General features: G+C 43.8%; 19 protein-coding genes. 15 read left to right on the top strand and 4 right to left on the bottom strand.

Annotated elements, in window-relative coordinates; translation table 11 throughout:
* Window positions 1-146 precede the first annotated feature (146 nt).
* From ahcY to ACPEGP_RS02485, 7 genes are all read left to right on the top strand, one after another.
* Window positions 147-1,571 (top strand): adenosylhomocysteinase, encoded by a 1,425-nt coding sequence (ahcY, locus tag ACPEGP_RS02515; protein ID WP_286795659.1) that lies wholly within the window; start codon window positions 147-149, stop codon window positions 1,569-1,571.
* A gap of 13 nt (window positions 1,572-1,584) precedes the next feature.
* Window positions 1,585-2,433 carry a methylenetetrahydrofolate reductase gene (locus ACPEGP_RS02510; protein WP_423813827.1) on the top strand — a complete coding sequence of 283 codons (849 nt, stop codon included), beginning with the start codon at window positions 1,585-1,587 and terminating at the stop codon, window positions 2,431-2,433.
* Window positions 2,434-2,606: 173 nt separating this feature from the next.
* Complete coding sequence (locus ACPEGP_RS02505) at window positions 2,607-3,503, top strand: 16S rRNA (uracil(1498)-N(3))-methyltransferase (protein WP_423813826.1); 897 nt, start codon at window positions 2,607-2,609, stop codon at window positions 3,501-3,503.
* Between the two features lie 61 nt (window positions 3,504-3,564).
* Window positions 3,565-5,289, top strand: a complete 1,725-nt coding sequence (locus ACPEGP_RS02500; RefSeq protein ID WP_423813825.1) for a putative bifunctional diguanylate cyclase/phosphodiesterase — start codon at window positions 3,565-3,567, stop codon at window positions 5,287-5,289.
* A gap of 373 nt (window positions 5,290-5,662) precedes the next feature.
* A complete protein-coding gene (locus tag ACPEGP_RS02495; RefSeq protein ID WP_423813824.1) occupies window positions 5,663-7,456 on the top strand; it encodes an acyl-CoA dehydrogenase C-terminal domain-containing protein in 1,794 nt (597 codons plus the stop codon).
* Window positions 7,457-7,707: 251 nt separating this feature from the next.
* Window positions 7,708-9,492: an acyl-CoA dehydrogenase C-terminal domain-containing protein gene (locus ACPEGP_RS02490; RefSeq protein WP_423813823.1), complete on the top strand. Its 1,785-nt coding sequence runs from the start codon at window positions 7,708-7,710 to the stop codon at window positions 9,490-9,492.
* Between the two features lie 577 nt (window positions 9,493-10,069).
* Complete coding sequence (locus ACPEGP_RS02485; RefSeq protein WP_423813822.1) at window positions 10,070-12,511, top strand: site-specific recombinase; 2,442 nt, start codon at window positions 10,070-10,072, stop codon at window positions 12,509-12,511.
* 257 nt (window positions 12,512-12,768) lie between these two features.
* Here ACPEGP_RS02485 and ACPEGP_RS02480 read toward each other — a convergent pair whose 3' ends face one another.
* Both ACPEGP_RS02480 and rsmA read right to left on the bottom strand, forming a co-directional pair.
* Window positions 12,769-13,626 (bottom strand): symmetrical bis(5'-nucleosyl)-tetraphosphatase, encoded by an 858-nt coding sequence (locus ACPEGP_RS02480; RefSeq protein ID WP_423813821.1) that lies wholly within the window; start codon window positions 13,624-13,626, stop codon window positions 12,769-12,771.
* Window positions 13,627-13,670: 44 nt separating this feature from the next.
* Window positions 13,671-14,534: a 16S rRNA (adenine(1518)-N(6)/adenine(1519)-N(6))-dimethyltransferase RsmA gene (rsmA, locus tag ACPEGP_RS02475; protein ID WP_313205745.1), complete on the bottom strand. Its 864-nt coding sequence runs from the start codon at window positions 14,532-14,534 to the stop codon at window positions 13,671-13,673.
* A 472-nt stretch (window positions 14,535-15,006) separates the two neighbouring features.
* Here rsmA and ACPEGP_RS02470 point away from each other — a divergent pair, with 472 nt between their 5' ends.
* Window positions 15,007-15,567 carry a hypothetical protein gene (locus ACPEGP_RS02470; RefSeq protein WP_423813820.1) on the top strand — a complete coding sequence of 187 codons (561 nt, stop codon included), beginning with the start codon at window positions 15,007-15,009 and terminating at the stop codon, window positions 15,565-15,567.
* 197 nt (window positions 15,568-15,764) lie between these two features.
* Here the strand turns inward: ACPEGP_RS02470 and pdxA are convergent, their stop codons facing one another.
* Window positions 15,765-16,856, bottom strand: coding sequence for a 4-hydroxythreonine-4-phosphate dehydrogenase PdxA (gene pdxA / locus ACPEGP_RS02465; RefSeq protein WP_423813819.1), 1,092 nt, complete (start codon window positions 16,854-16,856; stop codon window positions 15,765-15,767).
* A 359-nt stretch (window positions 16,857-17,215) separates the two neighbouring features.
* Between pdxA and dnaB the strand changes: the two genes are divergently transcribed.
* From dnaB to argF, 3 genes are all read left to right on the top strand, one after another.
* The gene (gene dnaB, locus ACPEGP_RS02460; protein WP_068405205.1) at window positions 17,216-18,619 is read left to right on the top strand and encodes a replicative DNA helicase; all 1,404 of its coding nucleotides are present in this window, start codon (window positions 17,216-17,218) and stop codon (window positions 18,617-18,619) included.
* 187 nt (window positions 18,620-18,806) lie between these two features.
* Window positions 18,807-19,931: an alanine racemase gene (gene alr, locus ACPEGP_RS02455; protein ID WP_423813818.1), complete on the top strand. Its 1,125-nt coding sequence runs from the start codon at window positions 18,807-18,809 to the stop codon at window positions 19,929-19,931.
* 207 nt (window positions 19,932-20,138) lie between these two features.
* The gene (gene argF, locus ACPEGP_RS02450; RefSeq protein ID WP_144296248.1) at window positions 20,139-21,062 is read left to right on the top strand and encodes an ornithine carbamoyltransferase; all 924 of its coding nucleotides are present in this window, start codon (window positions 20,139-20,141) and stop codon (window positions 21,060-21,062) included.
* A gap of 159 nt (window positions 21,063-21,221) precedes the next feature.
* Here argF and rpiA read toward each other — a convergent pair whose 3' ends face one another.
* Window positions 21,222-21,881 (bottom strand): ribose-5-phosphate isomerase RpiA, encoded by a 660-nt coding sequence (rpiA, locus tag ACPEGP_RS02445; protein ID WP_068405199.1) that lies wholly within the window; start codon window positions 21,879-21,881, stop codon window positions 21,222-21,224.
* A gap of 361 nt (window positions 21,882-22,242) precedes the next feature.
* Between rpiA and ilvA the strand changes: the two genes are divergently transcribed.
* The 4 genes from ilvA to ACPEGP_RS02425 all read left to right on the top strand — a co-directional run bounded on the left by ilvA (window position 22,243) and on the right by ACPEGP_RS02425 (window position 25,784).
* Entirely contained in the window at window positions 22,243-23,796 is a 1,554-nt protein-coding gene (gene ilvA, locus ACPEGP_RS02440; protein WP_068405198.1) for a threonine ammonia-lyase, biosynthetic, read from the top strand.
* Between the two features lie 90 nt (window positions 23,797-23,886).
* Window positions 23,887-24,537 carry an FMN-binding negative transcriptional regulator gene (locus ACPEGP_RS02435; RefSeq protein WP_423813817.1) on the top strand — a complete coding sequence of 217 codons (651 nt, stop codon included), beginning with the start codon at window positions 23,887-23,889 and terminating at the stop codon, window positions 24,535-24,537.
* Between the two features lie 117 nt (window positions 24,538-24,654).
* Window positions 24,655-25,095 (top strand): RNA-binding S4 domain-containing protein, encoded by a 441-nt coding sequence (locus tag ACPEGP_RS02430; RefSeq protein ID WP_423813816.1) that lies wholly within the window; start codon window positions 24,655-24,657, stop codon window positions 25,093-25,095.
* A 191-nt stretch (window positions 25,096-25,286) separates the two neighbouring features.
* Entirely contained in the window at window positions 25,287-25,784 is a 498-nt protein-coding gene (locus tag ACPEGP_RS02425) for a low molecular weight protein-tyrosine-phosphatase (RefSeq protein ID WP_102077558.1), read from the top strand.
* The last annotated feature ends 55 nt before the right edge of the window (window positions 25,785-25,839 follow it).

The raw sequence follows: 25,839 nt of genomic DNA, 5'->3' as shown, positions 1-25,839 counted from the left end.
TTACTGCAATTAAGCTTTATTGCTTTGCAAATCATTTATTATGTTAGGCTCGGTTAACTGTTTATGACCATTTTTGGTTATGAACAGCGCAAATAACGGCACCTGCGTTTTTATTCTTTTTATCTATTAACTGATAGGAGCATATTATGGACGCAGTGTCTAACACCCCATCTGCCCATACGATCGACCCCTCTTTCACTGACTATAAAGTCGCCGACATTAGCCTTGCTGATTACGGTCGCCGTGAAATCACCCTAGCTGAAGCCGAAATGCCTGCCCTGATGGGTTTACGTCGTCGCTACGAAGCCGACCAGCCGCTTAAAGGCGCAAAAATCGCTGGCTGTATCCACATGACTATTCAGACGGCTGTCCTCATCGAGACGCTTGTCGCGCTAGGTGCAGAAGTACGCTGGACCTCATGTAACATCTTCTCAACCCAAGACCATGCTGCGGCAGCAATTGCTGCTGCTGGTATCCCTGTTTATGCTTGGAAAGGCGAAACCGAAGAAGAGTACGAGTGGTGCTTGCGTCAACAAATTCACGTTGGCGGCGAAGAATCCGGTCAGCTTTGGGATGCAAACTTAATCTTGGACGACGGCGGTGATTTAACCGCTTTGATTCATAATGATTATGCCCAAATGCTTGATAACATCCATGGTATCTCTGAAGAAACTACTACAGGTGTCCATCGTTTGGTTGAAATGCTGGGTAAAGGTACGCTAAAAGTACCGGCTATCAACGTTAACGACGCGGTTACCAAATCTAAAAATGACAACAAATACGGCTGCCGTCATAGCTTAAATGACGCCATCAAACGTGCTACCGATATGTTCCTTGCAGGTCGCCGTGCTTTGGTCATCGGTTATGGCGATGTGGGTAAAGGCTCTACCCAAAGCTTACGTCAAGAAGGCATGATTGTCCGTGTATCAGAAGTTGATCCTATCTGTGCCATGCAGGCCTGTATGGACGGCTATGAAGTATTGTCACCTTATATCAATGGCGATAACACCGGCGGCGCAGAAAACATCAACACTCGTCTGCTTGAAGACACTGATTTGATTGTTACCACTACCGGTAACTATCACGTTTGTGACAAACATATGCTAGCGGCGCTGAAGCCGGGTGCGGTCGTATGTAACATCGGTCACTTCGATACCGAAATTGATACGCAGTTTATGCGTGATAACTGGCGCTGGGTTGAGATTAAGCCGCAAGTGCATCAAGTCTTCCGCTCGGATGACGAAAACGATTATTTGATTTTGCTTGCTGAAGGTCGCTTGGTGAACTTAGGTAATGCTACTGGTCACCCATCGCGCGTGATGGATGGCTCATTTGCTAACCAAGTATTGGCACAAATGTACTTGTTTGAAGAAAAATTCGCTGAGCTGCCAGTCGATGAGCGCTTTGATAATTTATACGTTAAAGTGTTACCGAAAAAACTTGACGAAGAAGTTGCGGCGGCAATGGTTGCAGGCTTTAACGGTACATTGACGAAACTGACTGAAAAACAAGCCGAGTATCTAGGCGTACCTGTCGAAGGTCCGTTTAAGCCTGACGCTTATAAATACTAATAGGAGTCAGACTGTGACTAAGCCTACTTTCTCCTTCGAGTTTTTCCCAGCCAAAACCGAGCAAGGCCATGAAAAACTCCTCAGCACTTATGATGAGTTAAATAAGCTATCACCTGCGTATTTTTCGGTGACCTATGGGGCTGGCGGTTCAACCCGTGGCCGCACGCTTGATATCGTGCAAGCGTTGTGTGCGCGCGGTGACACGGATATTGCGCCGCATATGTCTTGTATTGGTGATGACAAAAGTCAAATCGCTGAACTACTCGATCTTTATAAAAGTTTGGGCATCACACGCTTGGTTGCCTTGCGTGGTGATTTACCGTCAGGTCAGGTCAGTATGGGAGAACTGCCGTTTGCCTTAGACTTAGTAAAGTTTATCCGCGAATATTCAGGCGATCACTTCCGTATCGAGGTCGCAGCCTACCCTGAGATGCATCCGCAAGCACGTAGCTTTGAATTTGATGTCGACAATTTGGTGAATAAATATCAAGCGGGCGCCAATGCGTCGATTACCCAGTTTTTCTATAATGCCGATAGCTATTTATATCTGCGTGACACCTTAGAAAAACGTGGTATTGACACGGTAGCGCAGCCTTTGGTCGCTGGCATCATGCCGATTACCAACTCAAGCAATCTCGTACGCTTTGCTGATAGCTGTGGCGCTGATATCCCACGTTACGTGCGTAAGCGCTTGGCAGATTTTGGCGATGACCGTACTGCTATCCAAGAGTTCGGCTTTGATGTCGTTTATCGTTTGTGTGAGCGTCTAATCTCTGAGGGCGTACCTGCCATGCATTTTTATAGCATGAATAAGGTTGAGCCAAATAAACGCTTAGTCGAAGCTTTAGGCTTGATTGCTTAAATATTTATCGAATGTACTGCTGAATGACTGGCGTTCTTAGGGGCGCCGGTCTTTTTTGGTATGGGAATTGCATTTATGCCAATTCTACTTATGACAATCCCTTTACCCACCCAAATGATATTCTGCTAAGATATTGAAAAATGTCATGACTCCCATTATAGGAATAAGTAATTTTGCGACGTTTCTTTTATGCCACCAGTAGCGATAGCAGTGATAAAAATGCCCCAACCTGGCCACAACTGAGCACCTTAGCTATCGGTGCTAACGTCGATTTGACCGAAAGTATTGTCCATCATTGGTGCCGTGTACTGCGCGCCAATAACGGCGACACAGGTATTTTATTTGACGGTTTTGGCGGTGAATATCAGGTACAGCTGAATAGCATCAGTAAAAAACAGGCCACTGCGACGTTATTATCACACCTAGAAACTGACCGTAACGCCGCTATCTTAACTAAAATCGGACTGGTGATGAGTCGCGGCGAGCGCATGGATTACGCCATTCAAAAATCCACTGAGCTTGGTGTCACTGCTATTCAACTACTGAGTAGCCACCACGGTGAGGTCAACCTAAAACCTGCGCAAGTGGAGAAAAAACTGGCACATTGGCAGCAAGTGGCGATTGCTGCCTGTGAGCAATGCGGCCTTAATCGCCCGCCCCTTATTATCGCGCCATTATCGATTGATGACTGGCTGTCAAATATAGCGGCCAACGAAAATGATAACGACAAAGAGATGGCAGTTAGCCCAATCGTCGCTGAGCTAAGTAAGGATGCCTATTATCAAGCATTACAGCAACCAGCAGATTTACGTCTGCAGCTAAGCGTGCCAGCATCAGGACAGCCGCTGATGCCTGAGGCGCTGCCCGTCGTTTTGAAACAACAGGCGCCTTATATTGAATTACTAATCGGACCTGAGGGCGGGCTCAGCGCTGATGAGTGCGCCAAAGCTGCTGACGTTGGTTTTGCACCGTGGCAAATTGGACCTAGGGTGCTGCGTACCGAAACTGCGCCTGTCGTTGCCCTAGCGACATTGGCTTCGTTGGCAACCCTGCACACCTTACATATGTAGGCATCAAATTGCCATCGCTACATCGCCATTTATTATTCAATTTGATGTTATGAGTCCTATTATGACCGATTTTACCCCTATGCCAATATCGGATAAACAGCAATTATTGGTCAAGCTGTGCGAGCAATTTGAAGACGCTATCTTCATACTGGACGACAAACTGCGCTATCTATCCGTTAATGCGAACTATGAGCTGATGCTTGGCTATACAGAAAAATTTTTGCTTGGCCGTCCGCTTGGTATCTATGCAGCCGAGTTTTTGTCTGAAGAAGAGCAAGGTGTGCTTAGAAATCTGATTAACAGTTTAGACAGTACAGGATTTTGTGAAATTGATTTTTCGATGGCAAATCGCTATGGCGAAATACTTGACTGTCATATCACCTATCGCAAAATTTACTTAGAAGACACCCCTTATTACGTTGGTACCATACGTAATATGGCGACGCTGGCTAAAAACAGAAAAAAGGTCGCCCATCTGTTAAATTATGACCAGCTAACTGGACTGCCAAACCGAAAAGTATTTTTAAGTCAAACCAGTGAGTTGTTAATAGAAAGCTACCAAGAAGTGGTGGTCGTGCGTTTTAACATTGACCGTTATCGCAACCTTGCTATCTTATTGGGACCAGATGGCATCAACAAACTGGTAGAAAGTTTTGTCTTACGTATCACCGAGTTGGAGCTGGACAATTTACGCTGCTTTTCGCATTTTGGTGGTGACGACTTTGCTTTATTATTCGAATGTAATGATGCCAACATGGTGCGCCATCAATTAGACAGTTTAATGCAAATGTGCGAGCGGCCTTTTTTCTTAAATGACAGTATGGCAAAAGAAGCACAAGTCTATTGTCATATCTCGGTTGGGGTCAGCTATTTTCCTGAAAACGGCAATGAGTTCATCGGCTTATTGACCAAAGCCGAAAAAGCCTTGAATTACGTCAAGCAGCAAGGCGGCGATGATGTCTGTTGGTATCATAAATCAATTAACGAGAGGAATGCACACGATATACAGTTAGAGTCTGAGCTTAGGACGGCCAGCAACGAATGTCAATTTGTGCCGTATTACCAACCAAAATTCGCCTTAGATACGGGTGTGATTAGCGGTTTTGAGGCGTTGGTGCGCTGGCAACATCCTACTCGCGGCTTACTAAGACCCATAGACTTTATGGATGCCATCATTTCTCATAAATTATCGTTTGAGTTGTTTTCACAAATGGCGAACCAAATTGCCAAGCAATTGACCGTTTGGCAATATTTGGGCTTTGAGCAGCACATCTGTATCAACGCCGATGCGGCCGAGTTTAGCCATCCTGATTTTTTTGACTTGGTCAGTAACTTGTTAGACAGCCATAAACTTGCCGCTCACCAACTGCACATAGAGGTGACCGAATCTTCATTGATACAGCGCCATGCCAATGTCAAAAAACAACTGGATTTACTTAAAGAACTTGGCATCTGTCTGGCGCTCGATGACTTTGGTACAGGTTTTGCCTCGTTAAGCTATTTACAAGAATATCCGTTTGATTTTATTAAAATTGATAAAAGCTTTATCTCTAAGATTACCAATGACCGTACGCAGCGCGCCATTGTTAAAGCGATTTTGGATTTAGCAGAAGCGCTTGATATGCACGTTATCGCCGAAGGTATTGAAAACGAGCAGCAACGCGATTTACTGCTTAGTATGGGTTGTCAGTACGGTCAAGGTTATTGGTTTGGTAAACCGATGACGGCGGACGAGGCAACTAAGATGCTTACGCAGCAACATTTGTCTAAAAATGACCGTCCTTAGGATTATCTATCAAAGCGAGATTTATTAAAGCGATATTGTTTGAATTTTTCTACCCTTATTGTTAAATAATGCTTAAGTTTTTGGCGTATAAGCTCGATGATATATAGGATGCAATACAGGTTGATGACTTATCAGTATTGTCACCAAACTTGTATATTTGTCAGTGAACGCCTATCTTTTACCAAGAATTTACGAATACAATCATAATTCTTTTTCACTCTTCTCAATTTATTTCATATGATCGGTGTTGTTGTCCGTTATTGATACAGACAAACCCTTTAACAGTAAACAGTTGGCAACTCAGACTATTCATAATAGTCGATGACAGTTGCTGTTTTACTGCCGGTCGCATCCTAAAAAAGGACAGGAAGTTATGCAATATAAAGCGCCCCTACGTGATATCCAATTCGTGATGCATGAGTTACTTGACAGCGAAAGTCACTACAAAACCTTACCTGCGTTCCAAGAAGCGGATCGTGAGTTGATGGACAGTCTGTTTGAGATGGCGGCAAGCTTTGCGGAAAATGAGCTGTCTCCATTAAACCAAAGCGGCGACGCGGAAGGCTGTCATTTTGACAACGGTACTGTCACTACGCCAAAAGGTTTTAAAGAAGCTTATAAAGCCTACTGCGAGCTTGGCTTCCCAGCCTTGTCTGCTGAAGAGGCATTCGGCGGTCAAAACATGCCGTTCTCATTATCAACAGTTATCAATGAGATGGTTGGCACGGCGAACTGGTCATTTTCTATGTATCCTGGCCTATCACATGGCGCGATTCAAACCATCGAGCACCATGGTACTGAAGAGCAAAAACAAACTTACCTTGAAAAAATGGTCACCGGCGAATGGTCAGGTACTATGTGTTTGACTGAAGCGCATGCGGGTTCTGACTTAGGTATTATCCGCACCAAAGCTGAGCCAAACGATGACGGCACTTATAGCATCACTGGTCAAAAAATCTTTATCTCAGCGGGCGAGCATGACCTAACCGACAATATCATTCATATCGTCCTAGCCCGTCTACCAGGCGCGCCTGCTGGCACCAAAGGCATCTCGCTGTTTATCGTGCCTAAAGTCATGGTCAACGCAGACAGCAGCCTTGGTGAAAGCAACAACGTCGTTTGTGGTTCTATCGAGCACAAAATGGGTATCAAAGCGTCAGCGACTTGCGTGATGAACTTTGATGGCGCCACTGGTTATTTGATTGGCCCAGAAAACCGCGGTCTACAGTGTATGTTTACCTTTATGAACGTGGCCCGTATCGGTACCGCCGTTCAAGGTTTAACGGCAGCAGAGTATGCGTTCCAAGGCTCATTAACCTATGCCAAAGACCGCTTAGCGATGCGTTCATTATCAGGGGCAAAAGCGCCAGAAAAAGTCGCTGACCCTATCATCGTTCACCCAGCCGTTCGTAACATGCTATTGACCGAAAAAGCCTTTGCTGAAGGCGGTCGTGCCCTCGTTTATTACCTCTCACACTTTGCGGATACTGTAGCAAAAGGCGAAGGCGATGATCTTAAATTTGCTGACCAAATGCTGTCACTATTGACACCGATTGCTAAAGCATTCTTGACTGAAACTGGTCTAGAGGCGGCTAACCATGGCGTACAGGTTTATGGCGGTCACGGCTTTATCAGTGAGTGGGGCATGGAGCAAAACGTCCGTGATACCCGTATTGCTTGCCTCTACGAAGGTACCACTGAAATCCAAGCGCTTGACCTACTCGGCCGTAAAGTATTGGGCTCACAAGGTAAAATGCTTGCCAACTTTGTCAAAGTCATCCAAACTTTCTGCGAAGAGAACAAAGACAACGATCAAATGGGTCAATTTATCCGCCCACTTGCCAAACACGTCAAAGAATGGGGCGATTTGACCGCGCGTATCGGTATGCAAGCGACTGAAAACCCAGATGCGGTTGGCGGTGCAGCAGTTGACTACTTATACTTCAGCGGTTATGTCACATTAGCTTATTTATGGGCGCGTATGGCCTTGGTTGCGCAAACTGCATTGGCGGACGGTACTGGCGAAAAAGCTTTTTACGATGCCAAAATCAAAACCGCGCAATTTTACTTTGCAAAATTATTGCCACGTACCACCACGCACGTACAGCGCATCAGCACTGGTGTTGAGCCGTACATGACCATGGACGTTGATCAATTTGCGTTTTAACGTATAGAACGTTGCAAGTGTAGTATCTATTTTAATAAGCAGTTCCTATCGGCAACATACTTAGGTGTGTTGCCGATTTTCTTAGCGGCTTTATTGCTAATGGTTTTTGGTGGACGCACAATTCACGAAGAAAACCACCCGTCGTTACGCTAATTTGCTAAACTTTAACTATCTATGTTTAAGCTGCACTCACAAGAAAATTGAACGCTTTGCCCTACTCACTTTTATTTATTTAAACCAAAGGAATGTTTATGGCTGTTTATAATGCCCCTCTTAACGACATGCGCTTTATCCTAAACGACGTATTTAAGGCGCCTGAATTTTGGCAAAACAACGAAAACCTTGCTCATGTCGATATGGAAACTGTCGATATGATTTTGGAAGAAATGGCAAAATTGTCAAAAAACGTTTTATTACCTATCAACCGTAGCGGCGATGAAGAAGGCGCAACCTTTGAAGGTAATGGCGTTGTCACCACCCCTACTGGCTTTAAAGACGCCTATAAGCAGTATGCCGAATCAGGTTGGGTTGGCTTAAGTGGTAACTCTGAGTACGGCGGTCAAGGTTTCCCAAAAATGGTCACTATGTTGACCGAAGAGATGGTATTTACCGCCAACCAGTCATTTGCTCTATATCCAAACCTAACCGTAGGCGCAACGCTTTGTTTAAATGCGGCGGCGTCTGAAGAGCAAAAGCAAACTTACTTAGAGAAAATGTACAACGGTGAATGGTCGGGTACCATGTGCTTGACTGAGCCGCATGCCGGTACTGACTTAGGTATTATCAAAACCAAAGCGGTACCAAACGATGATGGTAGCTATAACATCTCTGGTACCAAAATCTTTATCACCGGCGGTGAACACGACCTCACAGAAAATATCATTCATTTGGTATTGGCAAAAACCCCGAATGCGCCAGAAGGCTCAAAAGGCATTTCGCTGTTTGTGGTACCAAAATTCTTGGTTAATGAAGATGGTAGCTTGGGCGAGCGTAACACCTTGGCAGTTGGCTCTATCGAGCATAAAATGGGTATCAAAGCCTCTGCGACTTGCGTGATGAACTTTGATAATGCCAAAGGCTGGATGGTTGGCGCAGAAAACACCGGTCTGTCTTCAATGTTCATCATGATGAACTATGAGCGCGTGACCATGGGTCTGCAAGGTCTTGGTGGTTCTGAGCTTGCTTATCAAAATGCGGCGCTATATGCCAATGACCGTGGTCAAGGCCGTAGCGATACCCAAATTCAAAGCCCAGAAAAACCTGCTGATGCCATTATTTATCATGCCGATGTACGCCGTATGCTGTTAAATGCCAAAGCCAACACCGAAGCGTCACGTTGTTTTGCGATGTACGTCGCCAAAAACCTAGACCAAGAGAAATTTAGTACCGATCCTGAAGCCGCTCAAGCAGCCGCTGCACGCGTTGCCCTCCTGACGCCAGTTGCTAAAGCGTTCTTGACCGATAAAGCATTAGAAGCGACCATTGATTGCCAGCAAGTATTTGGCGGTCACGGCTATATCCGCGAATGGGGTATGGAGCAAATCGTTCGTGATACTCGTATTGCCCAGATTTATGAAGGCACCAACGGTATTCAAGCGCTTGACCTATTAGGTCGTAAAGTGGCGAAAAATAATGGCAAATACGTCATCCATTTCTTAGGTGAGATTCGTGACTTTGTCAATAATATGCAAGCAGATCATGGTATTAAGCAAGCAACGCTAAACGCTGCTGATACGATTGAAGAGTTAACCACCACGGTACTTAGCAATATTGGCGCACGTAAGAGTGAAATTAATGGCTGTGCCGTTGATTACATGCATGCGTTTGGCTACCTTGCCTACTCGTATATGTTTGCACTCATGGTCGAAGCTGCGAATGGTAAAGAAGGTGAGTTCTACACCAATAAAGCCAAGCTTGCCGATTATTTCGTCGGTCGTATCTTGCCACGTATCGACGCTCACGCGCAGATGGTAAAAGCTGGCAGCGATCCAATGATGAACTTTGATCTTAGTTACTTTGATGTACCTGCTAGCTAATTGTTTACTTTTATAATAAAGTAAGCAATACCGTACAACAATAAAAGGGACAGTCACGCTACTGTCCCTTTTTTTGCCAAAATATTGTGGCAGCCATTAAAGAAACTAGACGAATTAAAGAAATACGAGAAATCAGCATATTAAAGGTCAGAATAACTGCTAACAAAATAATTAAGCGCCGAGAGATAGTTACGATTAAAATAACGCAGAGCTAAGCTTATTAAGGCGTGTCCTCATTTTAAAAATGGTGATAAAAATGAGATAAATTGCCGTCAAACGAGGAAAATAGCGCAAATAATATCGAGATATTAGTCAGCTATTTGACGATGTTTGACAAAATTTAGCCATTTTTAGCCCCTTTGGATACAAGCGCTTGAATTGAGGACACGCCCTAACTTTAACAAGGGTTTTTTAGTTTTAAACAGTAAAGTGATGCCTTGGCACGCTAAAAATTAACACTCAAAAACTCCCCTCACTTATTGCAATATTGATAAACACAGCATTTGCTAAAAAAAATATCTCCTTGCCCATACTCAATAATAACAATGATTGAAATAACTACCATAAGGGATGCAATGTGTCAGAAATAAAACACATTTTACAACAGATTACTGCCTTAAGTGATGTGCCAGATCCTGCGGTACTCAAGCGCTTAATCGATGAGCTACGTGTCAGCGACAAAGAGCCAGCGTTAGCCAATCAAAAGATGCAAGATTTGATTGATATTTTACGTCAGCATCCAGAATATGCCGATGGACTGTCAAGCTTCGTTTTAAAACTCATCATTGAATATCGCCAAATTGCGTTATATACCGATACGGGCATCATGTCGGATCAAGGCTTTTTTAATAGTCTGCGCCGCCTTATCGGTCATCGTTTTTTACCCCTGCTGCCACAAGAAGATTCTGTCATAGAATTGGTCGGTTATTTGTTTGACAGACGCTCTGATGAGCGCTGGCTTGCCAATATTGACAAAGACAAATGGGATGAGATGGTCGGCCTACTCAAGGTCAATGAGCAGCATTTAAACTTGGTCGCAACGGCAAAAAACAGTATCTTGAACGCGATTATCATTTTATCGTATCGGATTAGCGGCATCGGCTTGCATCCAGATTTGATGGAATTTTATCCGCAAATGCTCAATTACTCGGCGTCATTTGTGGCACAAAATCAAGAAGCTGTCCTCTACGTCAATCAATACCGAGAAGCGCATGAGCTTGATACTCTGACCGATATTATCCCTGACAAAGCGGTCGATCCTGCGCCATTACTAGTGATGATTGAGCAATGTGAAGATATCGTTGCCACTATCCGTAAACGTATCTATAAAACTGGTATTTCTATTCGTCTAACCAACATGATGCTGCGTTTGGATCAAAGCTTACAACGGATGCGTATTTTAACTGAGCTGGTAGCAGACAACTACGATAAGCGTGATCAGGCTATTATTGAGCTTATTCAAGCGCTGATTACCACCGCTAGCCGCCGCTATAGTATTGGCTATCTGATTGATAATAATACCAAGCTGCTGTCGCGTAAAGTCACCGAAAACGCCAGCCGCGTTGGTGAGCATTATATTAGTACCGATAAATCTGGTTATCAGAAGATGTTTAAAAAAGCCTCTATCGGTGGCTTTATCATTGCTTTTATGGCGACCACTAAGATATTGGCGTACCATCTGGCGCTTGCACCGATGGGACGCGCCTTTATCAATAGCATGATTTATGGTTTAGGCTTTGTATTTATTCATATCGTCCACGGTACAGTCGCTACCAAACAGCCGGCTATGACAGCGGCGGCAATCGCCTCTACCATCTCTGACGGTTCTGGTAAGAAATCGCACCAATTAAATAAGTTATCAGAGCTGGTGGTCGATATTTTACGTACCCAGTTTGTTGCGATTATGGGTAACGTCATGTTGGCCATACCCGTTGCCCTGATTATCTCGTTTGCGTGGTTACAGTATACTGGTACTCCGATGATCAATACTGACAAAGCCGCACACTTATTGCATGACCTCGACCCTTTTCATTCCTTAGCGCTTCCTCATGCGGCTATCGCTGGCGTGTATTTATTTTTAGCCGGTCTTATCGCGGGTTACTATGATAATTTGGCGGTTTATAACCAAATCGGCGCCCGTATTCAGCGTCATAAGCTTTTGCAATACTTATTACCCAAAGCTTGGCTTCAGCGTTTAGGCGGCTTTATCGAAGCCAATCTCGGCGCCATTATGGGCAACTTTTTATTCGGGGTGTTCTTAGGCAGTACGGCTACCATAGGTTTTATATTTGGCTTACCGATTGACATACGTCATATCGCTTTTGCCTCGGCGAATCTGGCGCATGGGTTATTTCACATACCTGCCAATCAATGGGATTGGACGGTTTTTTTCATCTCTATTTTGGGCGTTGCCCTTATCGGTATGGTCAACCTCATGGTCAGTTTCTCGCTGGCATTGTTTGTCGCACTGCGCTCTAAAGAAGTCAAGTTTATGGAATGGAGCCGTTTAACCAAGCAGCTTTTTAGTCATATGCTGACTCACCCGTCCGACTTTTTTTGGCCACGCGACAAACCTATGAAATACGCTCGTATCGATAGCCAAGGTCACATGATTTTTGATGATACCAATGCTCATAAAGGCGGACAGACCATACCGCATAACTATGTGGTACGCCGTTTATCTGATGTCAAAATTCTGCCCAAATCTAAGCAAAAAAGCATGCAAAATGAGCAGGTGATTACTGATATAGATTATGATAATAATATATCGGATAGTCATGCCGACGCGGCGCTAAAAAGTCGAGAAACGCACAGTACTACTAAGCCAGTAAGCGCCAAAAAAACGATCGACCTCGATGATGGACTAATAGATGAGGAGCTAAATAGCGTCCCTTATAGTAATGACATCCAATACGATAAGTCGTATAAAGACGACGACAGCAATCCTGATAGTAAAGCTGCTGGCGATGCCAAAACGCCCTTGCCTAAACCAAAAAAACCACCAAACCTACCCAGTTAAGGGGACAGTGTTGGTGGCTTAAATAGCAGCTTAACTAACGGTTTTTTTAATTTACGAATTAAATGATAAGTTATTTTTTTTACAGATTTTATCTCAGATAATATAGTCAAAATAACCTAAAAACGCTACGGTATTGCTGATATCAATTTTTTGTACCCTCTGTCTGCGCAGGCACAGCAAGCAAGAAAAATTGATATCAGCAGTGCGTGAGGTATCGATATTACTTTTCACTAACTATAGCATATAAAGTGGTATGACTATTTTTCTGTGGACTCCTCTGTTGGTGGTAGACAGTGAGCGTTTGAGGTGATGGCTTTACCGTCGTCCAAGCGATAAGCAAATAGATAATTACCCCAAACACAGCCACCATCAAGCGCACGCGCATGCGGCAAATCAACCTCAGCTTTAAGCGCCGCCCAATGACCAAATAAAATTTTGCGTGCACGTGGTACCTGCCATTCAAACCAAGGTAAAAAATCCTTTGGCATTGGCTCATCTAATCCTGCTGAAAAATCAAATTCAAGCGCGCCATCTTGTTTGCATAAGCGCATACGGGTGAAATAATTGGCAATTGCTCGCATTTTGGTATAGCCATGAATGTCTGCATGCCACTCATCGGCAGTTTTGCTATATAGATTCGGCAATAAGCGATCAAGCTGTTCTAAGCTGCCTTTTAGTTGGGCCTCTAACTGCTGTGCATATTTCGCCGCCGCCTTAATCGTCCAATGCGGTGGGATACCCGCATGTACCAATACCGTCTGCTCATCAGGATAAGCCAGTAGTGGCTGATGGCGTAGCCATTCTAACAATTCATCGCAATCATCGGCAGCAAAGATAGGCGCAGTTTTGTCTTTTTTCTTGAGCGCTGTTGCCCCGCGCCAAACCGCAATTAAATTGATATCGTGATTTCCCAATACCGTTGCCGCAGCCCCTTGTTCGCATAGTGCTTTGACATGACGTAGAGTACTTAACGAATCTTCACCGCGTGCCACCAAGTCGCCGGCAAACCATAACTTATCTTGCGCTGGGTCAAAATCTAAAGTTTCAAGTAATTGCAGGTAGGCCGCATAGCAACCCTGCAAATCACCGATGACATATTGATGGCGAAAACTCATAAACCCTCTATCATTTTTGTTTGATAAATTAAGCTTCTAATAAATTAAGACGCTAAGTGACGCGCTTGATTGCTTAAATTGACAAAATCTTTCACACTTAACACTTCCGGACGCGCTTGTGGATCGATGTCGCAAACGGCGAAATCGGCTTCGCTCAGTGTCGGCAATAATGTAGAATTTTTAAAAATAGCGCGTAGTGTCTTACGGCGATGGTTAAAGGTCTCACGTACCACAAGTGCGAAATATTCCTCATCTTCTGCCACGATTGGTTTATTGATATGCGGCGTTAAGCGAAAAACCGCACTGGTGACTTTTGGCGGTGGATTAAAGGCGCCGCGCGGTACGGTCAATAAATAATCGGTATCGCAATGGTATTGCATAATGACTGATAGACGACCATAGGTTTTGCTGCCAACTTCGGCGGTGATACGCTCAACCACTTCTTTTTGCAGCATAAAGTGCATGTCTTGAATGACATCGGCATAACTGAGCAAATGAAACAGTATCGGCGTAGAAATGTTATACGGTAGATTGCCCACCACGCGCAGCTTACCACGCTCAGGACTATACAGTTCACGATAATCAACATGCATGGCATTGTCTTTAATAATCGTAAAGTTTGGATGGCTATTAGCCCCAATACGAATGCGCAAACTATCTGCCAAGTCACGATCAAGCTCGACCACGGTCATCGCATCGACTTCTGTTAATAGTGGCTCTGTTAGCGCGCCCATACCGGGTCCAATCTCAATTAAATTATCGTCACGCTCTAAACGAATGCTCTCAACAATCTCACGAATAACACTACGGTCATGTAAGAAGTTTTGGCCAAAGCGTTTACGCGGTTGGTGTTTGGCAGCGCGTAGGCTGTTAGAAATAGATTGAGCATCAAACGTAGTTTTGGACATAAAAAGGTCTTAATCGATAAAAGATAAAAGATAAATGGACTATAGCGCTATGGCAGCAATGTGCTAGATTTATATGCGCTTTTATTTGCTGGCTTTGTGATACAAAATTATAGCACAGCTCATAATTACACTGTATTTTTGAGACATTATTATTAATAAACTACCCATACCTTATCACAACCGACACAGTGCCTTATTTTTGTTCTAAAATCCTTTATTATAACGACGATCATGAGAATAAGCATGGTACCCTAGTGAGGACTTGAATATTAAGCTGTAGGCTAGTGTTATCAATGGTTTAAGTTATTAACATAGTTGCAGTGTACTTCATGGTGTACTGATCATATATACTCTATCTGTGGTCAGTGTGCTATACAGGGCTTGTACTCAACACGTCTATCCTAGCTACTCACACTGGAATATGGAAAATTAACAATACATTTAACAAGCTGCTACTTGGAAAAATCAGTAAATGAACTTAAGTTTTCGTGATTTATCTACTCTTGGAAAGCTATATATTGTTCTTTTAACTTTCATGGTTGTAGTAGGAACTATTTACATGCTTATTGTGATGAATGTAGATAGAAAATCTGACAAATATCCGATTAATGAATCAAGTATCTATAGCAGCGAAGGCATTTTAACACTAAGAGAAATCTATAATAACGAGTACTGGCTATATCTAAATAGCAATGGAAGCGACACGATTATCAATTGTTATTTAGGTGCACGAATGCCTAATGAAAATAGCGGTTGCCGCATACCTTCTGAAAAGATAACTCTCATTCAAGGTAAGGAAGTTACTGTTCATTGGTATAGAGTTCCTAAATTATATTGGTATCACAACCCTTACAAGCAACTCATCAGTATTAGCGCTGATGATGAAGTTATTTATCAGATATCCAAAGGTAAGAATCAACTTCTCGTAAATGTTGGTCATGCCTACATAATTCTCGCGCTATTGATAGGAAATATCTTAATGTTTTTCGTCATTAGATATTTTATCAAATCTAATTTTGGTGAGTTTAGATAGCTTAAACTAGAAAGTTTTTATAGCGTATACCCCAACGGAACCAGCTATTTCACCCTCTAAACCTATTAACAGACCACTTAAAACAGACTGGTATAACGGAACCACTTATATTAGACCGTGTTTGATGATTCATAAATAGCCGTTATTCACAACAAAGTTACCCAGTACTGCGTGACAAATGCCGCTAAGGTACCGACTTATGCAAGAGATCTATCAATAAGCGATTCATCTGCCATCTCATTAGCCATCAGGAGTGCTTGGTATAAGCTGGTTGCACTTGCGCCGCTACGTCCTGCTAAATCAAGCGCCGTACCGTGATCAACTGAGGTACGAATATACGGCAACCCCAAGGTAAGATTGACTGTATCGCCAAAGCCGTGCGATTTGAGCACTGGTAAACCTTGGTCATGATACATAGCAATGACCGCGTCACAGTTGGCTAAATGTCTTGGGGTAAATAAGGTATCCGCTGGCATTGCTTCTGATATATCGACGCCTACGTCAATAAACTCACGCAATACGGGATTGATAATCTCAATCTCTTCAACGCCCAAATGACCGCCCTCACCTGCATGCGGATTAAGACCGCAAACCAAAATACGTGGCTGCGTTAAGCCGAACTTCTCGCGCATATCGTCAATGACAATTTGTACCGTTTGGCGTACATTATCAGCAGTGATAGCCGCAGGTATGTCTTTTAATGCTAAATGCGTGGTAACAAGCGCCACTTTCATGGCTTGATTGGCGAGCATCATCACGACTTTCTCACAGCCACTTTGCTGCATAAAAAACTCGGTATGACCGCTAAACATGGTGCCATCGAGCAGTTTAATATCAGCATCTATTAAGGCAGATTTTTGCAATGGCCCTGTGACGATGGCAGCGACTGTTTTATTAGTCGCTAACTGATGGGCGATGTCCAATTGTTTGGCAACCATGGCCGAATTGCGAGTATTAATTTTTCCGCAGACAACGGCTTCAGCACAAGGCGTATTTAACAAAATAAACGCATTATCATCATTGTCATCCATAATTTGCTGTAACATCTGTTCTAAAAAGTCATCGGCTGCGATGTCTAAATCGACAGTTTGCCAAAGCGGACAGTTTTGGAGCACGCCTGCTGTTACCAGTATATCAGCGCGCTTTTGCATTGCGGCGCTATCAGCAGTGACCCAGATTGGACGCTTAAAATCCTGCAATTTACCCTCAGCTGCTAATAGCAGCACGATATCCATACCAATACCAGCAGGCTCACCGGTTGTGATTAATAATGGTAGTCTTTTTTGCATAGTAAAATATCCTATTTTGACATTAAGAATATGATTTTATTGTATTTATTATTATGAAAACGAGCGTTCAAGAGGTTTTAAGGGGACGCAAATTTTATATCATAGCAGATAGTATTTTTATAGATAGTTACTGATAGCAGCCGAAAAAACGCTAGAATGTGTTAAACTTTCGCCTTTCATTGTAGCATTTACCAGCAAGCGCTGAGACCACCTTTTGGTACTTCTCTCGTAGAGCTATGTCGCGCTTGCTTGACCGTATCACTCCTAAAATAAATACTGATAGCAAATAGCTATTTATACTCTTATATAATTAATTTTATACCGACTTTTGAAACTGACTTTTAAGACACTGGGCACCCATGGCAGACAACGAAAAAACCGACGACTTACTCAATCAGACACCGCCGCACAATATCGATATTGAAAAGGCCTTGCTGGCGTCTTTGATGAGCATCGAAGAGGCATACGATAAGATTGCAGATATCGTCACCAAAGACGATTTTTATGCGGGGCGTCACCAGTATATTTTTGATGCAATTGCGCATTTGGCAGCGGTCAACGAGCCTTACGATACGGTCATGGTGCATGATTGGTTGGAAGCACAGAAACTGCTTAAAGGTGCCGGCGGTGACAGCTATTTGGCCGATATTTTGAGCCAAAGTCCTGCCACTTTGTTTAACCTCACTGCTTATGCACAGCGCGTGCGTGAGCTGTCGACCTTACGTCAGCTCATTACCACGGGCAATGACATGCTGACCCTTGCCTATAATCCCAAAGACCAAACGGTAAGCGATATCTTGGACAATGTTGAGGCAAAAATATTTAGTATCAATGAGCAGCATAATAAACGCGCAGAGCAACGCGGCCCCGTTGGTATTACCTCAGTATTGACCAATGTCATTGATAAGATTCAAGAGTTAAAGTCTAATCCTGATGGCATGATTGGTTTGCAAACGCCATTCGTCGAGCTAAATAACAAAACCCAAGGCTTACAAGCCGGCGATTTAATCATTGTAGCGGCGCGTCCGTCTATGGGTAAAACCACCTTTGCTATGAACTTAGCAGAAGGCGTTTTGTTTAATGAAGATTTGCCCGTGGTGGTATTTTCGATGGAAATGCCAGCGGAGTCCATCGTCATGCGTTTGCTGTCGTCTTGGGGTGCGATTAATCAGACGCACTTGCGCTCTGGGCAAATGAATGAAGATGAATGGGCAAAAATGATGAATGCCATTCAGCATTTGCAATCTAAGCATTTATATATCGATGACAGTACCGCCCTGCCGCCCTCTGAGCTGCGTTCGCGCTGTCGCCGTATTGCTAAAAATCATGATGGTAAACTTGGCGCTATCGTCGTCGATTACCTACAGCTAATGAAAGTACCTAGTCTTGACGGCAACCGTGTGGGCGAAATCTCGGAAATTTCTCGTAGTTTAAAAGCCTTGGCTCGTGAGCTTGAATGTCCGGTTATTGCGCTGTCCCAGCTTAACCGCAGTCTAGAAAACCGTCCAAATAAGCGCCCTATCATGTCGGATTTGCGTGAATCGGGGGCGATTGAGCAGGATGCCGATTTGATTATGTTTATTTATCGCGATGAGGTTTATAATGAAAACTCAGACCACAAAGGTGTGGCTGAAATCATCATCGGTAAACAGCGTAACGGCCCTATCGGCACCGTCCGCTTAGGCTTTGAAGGGCAATTTACCCGCTTTATTAACCTGACACCAGAATACTATCAAAACGTCAGCTTTGAGAATGATGAATAATCGGCTGACTAAACAATACATATAATAAGCCTTAACTTTAAAACGACTATGAATAAAACTAGCCAGTGCGTCATCAGCCAAATTGATGACGCACTGGCTTTATTGCTTTACCCCATTACTAATAACACCATTTGTTTAATGAAATCGTTTTACTAATAAAAATAACTTTGCTATAAAGAAGGCAATTATGCGCACTATCACAATCAAACCAGCCGCCATTACTCATAATGTGGCGCAAGTTAAAAAATTGGCACCGACGGCTAAAGTTCTTGCTATGGTCAAGGCCAATGCTTATGGTCATGGCGTCGCTGCAGTTCTACCAACATTGCAACAAGGCGAGCAACAGGCTGATGGTATCGGCGTTGCAACCTTGATAGAAGCCTTGGAAGCGCGACAACTTGGCTGGGATAAAACCATTGGTCTGATTGAAGGCGCATTTACCGCCGATGAATGGCAGCTAGCGATAGAGCATGATATCAGCTGCGTGATTCATCATGAGCCGCAATTAATATGGGCATTAGAAAAAACCCCACCGACTACCAGCGCCACTCGAGTGGTTTGGCTAAAATATAATACTGGCATGAACCGCTTAGGTTTTAATGACCAAACGCTGATTCCAGCAGCCAAACGTTTGCATAAAGCCGGTTATCAGCTGATTTTAACCACTCACTTTGCCAATGCCGACGACCGCGCTCATCCTCTAAATACCATTCAAATCCAGCGCTTTAACGTCATGCTACAGACGTTACGAGAAACGGTGAGCAGCGATGTAAAAGGCTCATTGTGCAACTCAGCAGGTATCGTCAATTTCCCCGAGCATCATCACGATTGGGTACGTCCGGGCATCATGCTTTACGGTAGTACGCCTGTCACTGATAAAAGTGCGCGTGATTTGGACTTACAGCCAGCAATGGAATTTAGCGCCCAAATCATCGCGCTACAAACAGTCAACGCAGGTGACGGCATTGGTTATGGCAGCCGCTGGACTGCGATGCAAGATACCAAAACAGCGTTAGTCAGCATCGGTTATGGTGACGGCTATCCACGCGTGGTGAGTGCTGATGCCTATGTTTGCGTCATTGACGATACCAACAACCAAAGCTACCCATGTGCGGTCATCGGACGCGTAGCCATGGATATGATTGTCATTGACGTCAGCGCTGTGCCAAACAGCGTGGCGTTAAATAGTAAAGTATTACTGTGGGGTGACGCGCCGCACGTCGATGAAGTCGCCGCCCATGCTGAAACCATTAGCTATGAGCTGCTATGCCGCCTAAGCGCGCGCCCAACTCGAAACATAACAGAATACTAATCGTTAGATATGAACATCATGACAGTTTGCCAGATAAAAGAGACAGCGCCAAATCATGGCAAATTGAACATTTACATTAAGCCCAATTGCGCTATACTAAAAGTTTGTTGTCACCACAGTATACGCACTGACGCGATATGATTACTGACTGACAACGTAACATTTTTATCGATTTTTCATCGATTGTGATCGACTGCTAGGATTACTATGAGTTTGCGCCATTTTTTGACCCTATCTGATTTAACCAAACAAGAACTAGAAAACCTCATCAAACGCGCTTGTGAATTACGCAAAATGCAACATGCCGGCGAGATATATCAGCCCTTCGTTGGGCGCACGCTTGGCATGATATTTGAGAAATCATCCACTCGCACACGTATCTCATTTGAGACGGGTATGGGACAGTTTGGCGGCAGCGCTATCTTTTTGTCGCCAAACGACACGCAGCTTGGGCGCGGTGAGCCGCTAGAAGATTCGGCGCGCGTTATCTCAAGCATGGTCGATATCATTATGATTCGTACCTTTGGCCACGAAAAAGTTGAAACCTTTGCCGAATACTCAAGTGTGCCTATCATTAACGCCCTGACTGACGAATTTCATCCATGCCAGCTGCTTGCTGATATGCAAACGTATTATGAGCATCGCGGCAGTATCGAAAACAAAATCGTCACTTGGGTTGGCGATGGCAACAATATGTGTGCCTCTTACATGCAAGCGGCCAATCAGTTTGGCTTTGAGCTGCGTGTTGCTGCTCCTTATGGTTTTGAGCCTGATCCTGAGCTGATGGAGCGCTTCTCACATTGCGTGAGCTTGGTCGAAGATGTGCAAGATGCAGCAAAAGATTCAAACTTAATCGTCACCGATGTTTGGGCAAGTATGGGGCAAGAGTCTGAACAAAACACTCGCGCACGCCGTTTTGCGCCCTATCAAGTCACGCCATCACTGCTTGATAAAGCTGACCCCGAAGTGGTATTTATGCATTGCTTACCTGCGCATCGCGGCGAAGAAATCTCTCACGATATGCTTGATGATCCACGCTCAGTGGTTTGGGACGAAGCTGAAAACCGATTACATGCGCAAAAAGCCTTGATGGAATTTTTATTAAAAGACAAAATTAAGCTACCTGCCTAAAAATAGGTTGTTAAAAACATATCGTGATATTTTGCTAAACCAGCAAGCAGCAGATGAACAGATACGAAAAAGGCAGCGCATATTTTAATGCGCTGCCTTTTTATTGTTTATGACTTTATTTAGCGATAAGTTATAGCATTAAATTCTATCAATAATGCATTAACGCGTCAAAGTTGTCACCCCATCACTGCCCGCTCTAAGCAGCACATCGGCTTGATTGGCAGCAAAGATACCATTACAGACCACACCAACGATATTATTTAACTCTTGTTCAAACGCCAACGGATTACTGACATCTAAATCATAGGTGTCTAAAATCACATTACCATAATCGGTGACAAAATCTTCACGATAAACCGGCTCCCCGCCCAAACGCGCTAATTGCCTCGCTACATACGAGCGCGCTTGTGGCAGTACTTCTATCGGTACGGGAAATTCGCGCCCCAAGCATTGCACACTTTTGCTTTCATCAACCATACAGACAAATTTATTGGATGCCGCAGCGACGATTTTTTCACGTGTGAGCGCGCCGCCGCCCCCTTTAATCAATTGCAAATGTTCATTTACCTCATCAGCGCCATCGATATAAACATCAAGCTGACCGGCAAAGTTTAAATCGACGATGTCGATACCCAAGGCGCGTAGTTTATCTTCGGTGACCTGTGAGCTTGCGACCGCGCCAGCAAGCCTTAACGTCGGCAATAACTCAATCAAACAATTTACCGTACTGCCTGTCCCTACGCCAAGTATCATGTCATCTTCGATATAGCGGAGGGCAGCTTTGGCTGCGGCTTGCTTTTGTGCTTGCTGATCACTCATCATAAATCCTTGGAAAAATAAACGTCTTACTCTAAAAGAGCTAAAATGATAAAGGAAGTAAAAGGCGCGCTTATTATAACCGATGGCTCTAAGCGATGTTAGCGTAAAACCTATTCTAAATACTCATTGAACCCTCTCATTACGCATACTTACTTTAATGTATTCATAAATGAGCATTTAAACTTTAATAAACTCTCGACGAAATTTGCAATTGTGTCTTGCAAGATAGTGAAAATCAGCATAGGCTAATCTATTTCGTTTTTGTGCTTATCTTTACTGGTTTATTGCTGTTTATTATTAAATACCAATTTATAACCATTTGCACTTCTTTTATTCATCTTCACTTTGTTTAGGAAACATTATGCTGTCACATTGGGTACGAGCCATCTTGCAAGCCACCGTCTATGACGTCGCCATTCAAACACCACTTGAAGCTGCACCGAAGCTGACCCAACGTTTTGCTAATGATATTCGATTTAAGCGCGAAGATTTGCAACCGGTTAAATCCTTTAAGTTGCGCGGTGCTTATAACCGTATTAGCCAATTGAGCGATGCGCAAAAAGCGCGTGGCGTCATTTGTGCTTCGGCAGGTAATCATGCACAAGGCGTTGCCTACTCTGCTCGTAAGCTTGACTTAAATAACATTATCGTGATGCCAACCACCACACCGGATATCAAAGTCGATGCCGTACGCGCGCTTGGCGGTAATGTCGATTTGCATGGCGACAGCTTTGATGAAGCCAACCGTTATGCAATTAATCGTGCTGAGACCGAGGGTTTAACCTTTATCCCGCCTTATGATGATGAATTGGTGATTGCAGGACAAGGCACTATTGGCCTGGAATTGACCCAGCAATGGCGCAACATGGATTATGTCTTTGTTGCTGTGGGCGGTGGTGGTTTGATTTCTGGCGTGGCAGCATTTTTGGGTGAGGTGGCGCCGCATGTCAAAGTTATTGCGGTCGAAGCAGAACAATCAGCATCTCTTAAGGCGGCGCTTGAAGCGAATGAACGGGTTAAACTCAAACAAGTCGGACTGTTTGTCGATGGTGTCGCCGTTGCTCAAATTGGCGAGCTGCCTTTTGATATCGTGCGTATGCAAAAGGGCGATGCGTCAGGTCCTTTAGTCGAGACTGACGTGGTCACTTGTACCAATGATGAAGTCTGCGCGGCGGTGAAAGATATCTTTGAAGAAAACCGTAGTATCGTTGAGCCTGCTGGTGCTTTGTCCGTTGCAGGCATGAAAAAATATATCGAAGCCAACAATTTGCAAGGCAAAAACTGCGTTGGTATCATCTGCGGTGCCAACATGAACTTTGACCGCTTGCGCTATATCGCCGAGCGTACGGAGATTGGTGAGAAAAAAGAAGCCATCTTTGGCGTAACGATTCCTGAGCAAACCGGCGCGTTTTTAAACTTTTGCCGCAGCCTACATGGCCGTAATATCACCGAGTTTAACTATCGTGCCGATAGCAAAAAATCACCCGACTCTATGGAACCTGCGTCTATTTTTGTCGGTATCGCCTTAAAAGAAGGTGAGAAAGAGCGTCAAACGATTAGCAACCAATTGGCAGCCGATGGCTATGAAGCGCATGATTTAACCGATGATGACATCGCCAAATCTCATATTCGTCATTTGATTGGCGGTCATGCCCATGTCGAAAATGAGCAATTATTAAGCGTAGTATTCCCAGAACGTCCGGGCGCTTTATTGACCTTTTTAGAAAAATTGGGCGATGACTTTAATATTACCTTATTCCATTATCGCAACCACGGTGCCGCTGAAGGTCGCGTATTGGTTGGCTTACAAGCTTCTGAGGGCAACTCTCGCCAGCTACAAGACGCGCTTCTTGATATCGGCTATGACTGCACCATGCTCAATGACAATATCGGCTATCAGTTATTTTTAAAGTAATTTTAGATATAGTTTTAGCAAAAACAATAACAGCATATTTTAAGCGGCCTACCCCAATAGGATTGGCCGCTTACTAATATTGAGAACGCGATGCATATCCCTACTATTTTTGCCGAAGACAATTTTGACAATATTATTAAATTTATCGCCGTTAATCCGTTAGCAACTTTGATTGCCCAAACCAATGATGGTATGGAAGCCTGCCATATACCGTTATTTTGGTATAAAGATGATACGAACATCAATTTTCAATACGGCTACCTTTATGGTCATTTTGGTCGCAAAAACCCTGTTTACCAACAGGCTTTAGCAGACAGCTCATGGTTAATTATCTTTCAAGATTCTGGACACTACATCAGCCCTAACTGGTATCCTAGCAAAGCCAAAACTCATAAAGAAGTGCCGACATGGAACTATCAAAGCATCCATATTCAATCTAAAATTGAGCTGCTTGAAGACACTGATACCCTTAAATGGATATTAGCTAGCATGACCGCGCAACAAGAAGTAATAAACGATAATCCTTGGTCGTTAGATGACGCACCAGCTGCTTATATCGATGCCATGTGTCGCGGTATTATTGGCTTTAGATTGTCTATTAATTCGATACAAGCCCAATTTAAATTAAGCCAAAATAAAACTGTAGAAAACATCACAGGGGTGATAAACGGCTTAGAGAATTTACGTACAAATGACGCTAAAGAAATGGCTATTAAAGTTACACATCAGAATAAAGGCTAATTTTTTACTTATTCACCACAAAAACCCATTTTGAAAAACTTTAATCACTTATCACTCTTTTAATTCCCAAAAAAACCACCATTATTATCTTAGTTTATTGATATTTATGAGGTTTTGATGAGTAAACATAACAAAAACCATAATCAGTCAAGCCATAGCCAACCAGATACGGTACGTATGCGTCTTGATAAATGGTTATGGGCTGCGCGTTTTTATCGCACTCGCACTCTTGCCAAAGAAGCTATCGAAAGCGGTCGCGTCCATTATGCAGGGAGCCGTGTCAAAACCAGTAAAGAGATTGCAATCGGAGATGAGCTCAGTATTCGCCAAGGCTCAGCCACCGCCATGACTGAAAAAACCGTGGTTGTCGAAGCGCTAAGTGCCCAACGTGGTAATGCAACTGCCGCCCAAGCGCTGTATTCTGAGACTGAAGAAAGCGAAGAGCGCCGCGCCTACTATGCCGAACAGCGCAAACTGGCCAATCTTGCCCGCCCTGATAATAAACCCAATAAAAAAGAGCGTCGTGATTTACAACGCTTTAAAAACAAGCAAGAATAAAGGCTGCCAGTAACAGCAGTATTCTATTATTTATTGCCTAGCGTGACCCTATTGTTTACCTCTGCTCTTGCCATTCAAGGTATTAACCGTTACGCTAACCACCAATTCATTTATTCGATAACATGCTAAGCAACCGCATTATTATGCTGGTCTTGATGGCATGTTTTTTTGTTGTGATAAAAGGTCGTTATATGCCAATCAAAGCGTCTACTCCTTCCTCTGTTCTAGTGGTTTGTTTGGGGAATATTTGCCGTTCACCGACCGCCGAAGAGATTTTCCGTCAGCAAGCAGCGATTGCAGGGCTGGCGATGAAAGTGGATTCAGCAGGTACGGGAGACTGGCATATTGGTCATGCGCCAGATGAGCGGGCACAGCGCCACGCCAAAGCCCATGGTTATAACATCAATAAGCTGGTCGCGCGTCAAGTGAGCGCTGATGATTTTCGTAAGTTTGATTTAATTTTGGCGATGGATGCGCAAAACTTAGCTGACCTACAAGCCATAAAAGACAGTATCAGCGATACAGATGGCAAGCTTGCCAAACTGGCATTATTTAGTGAAGAAGACCCAACTTACGGCGGCGACGATGTACCAGACCCTTATCAAGGGGACGCCGATGCTTTCGAAGAAGTGATTGAACGTATTGAATCCAGTTCACAAGCTTGGATTGAAAGTTGGAAAACTGCTTAGTTTAATAGTTCTTAGCGCTAAATGTTTAACCACACTCAATAATAGTTAGCGATAA

It is taken from the genome of Psychrobacter sp. 219-2-C (assembly GCF_049560815.1).
Taxonomy (GTDB): Bacteria; Pseudomonadota; Gammaproteobacteria; order Pseudomonadales; family Moraxellaceae; genus Psychrobacter; species Psychrobacter faecalis.
This window is presented reverse-complemented; position numbering and strand designations above follow the sequence as displayed.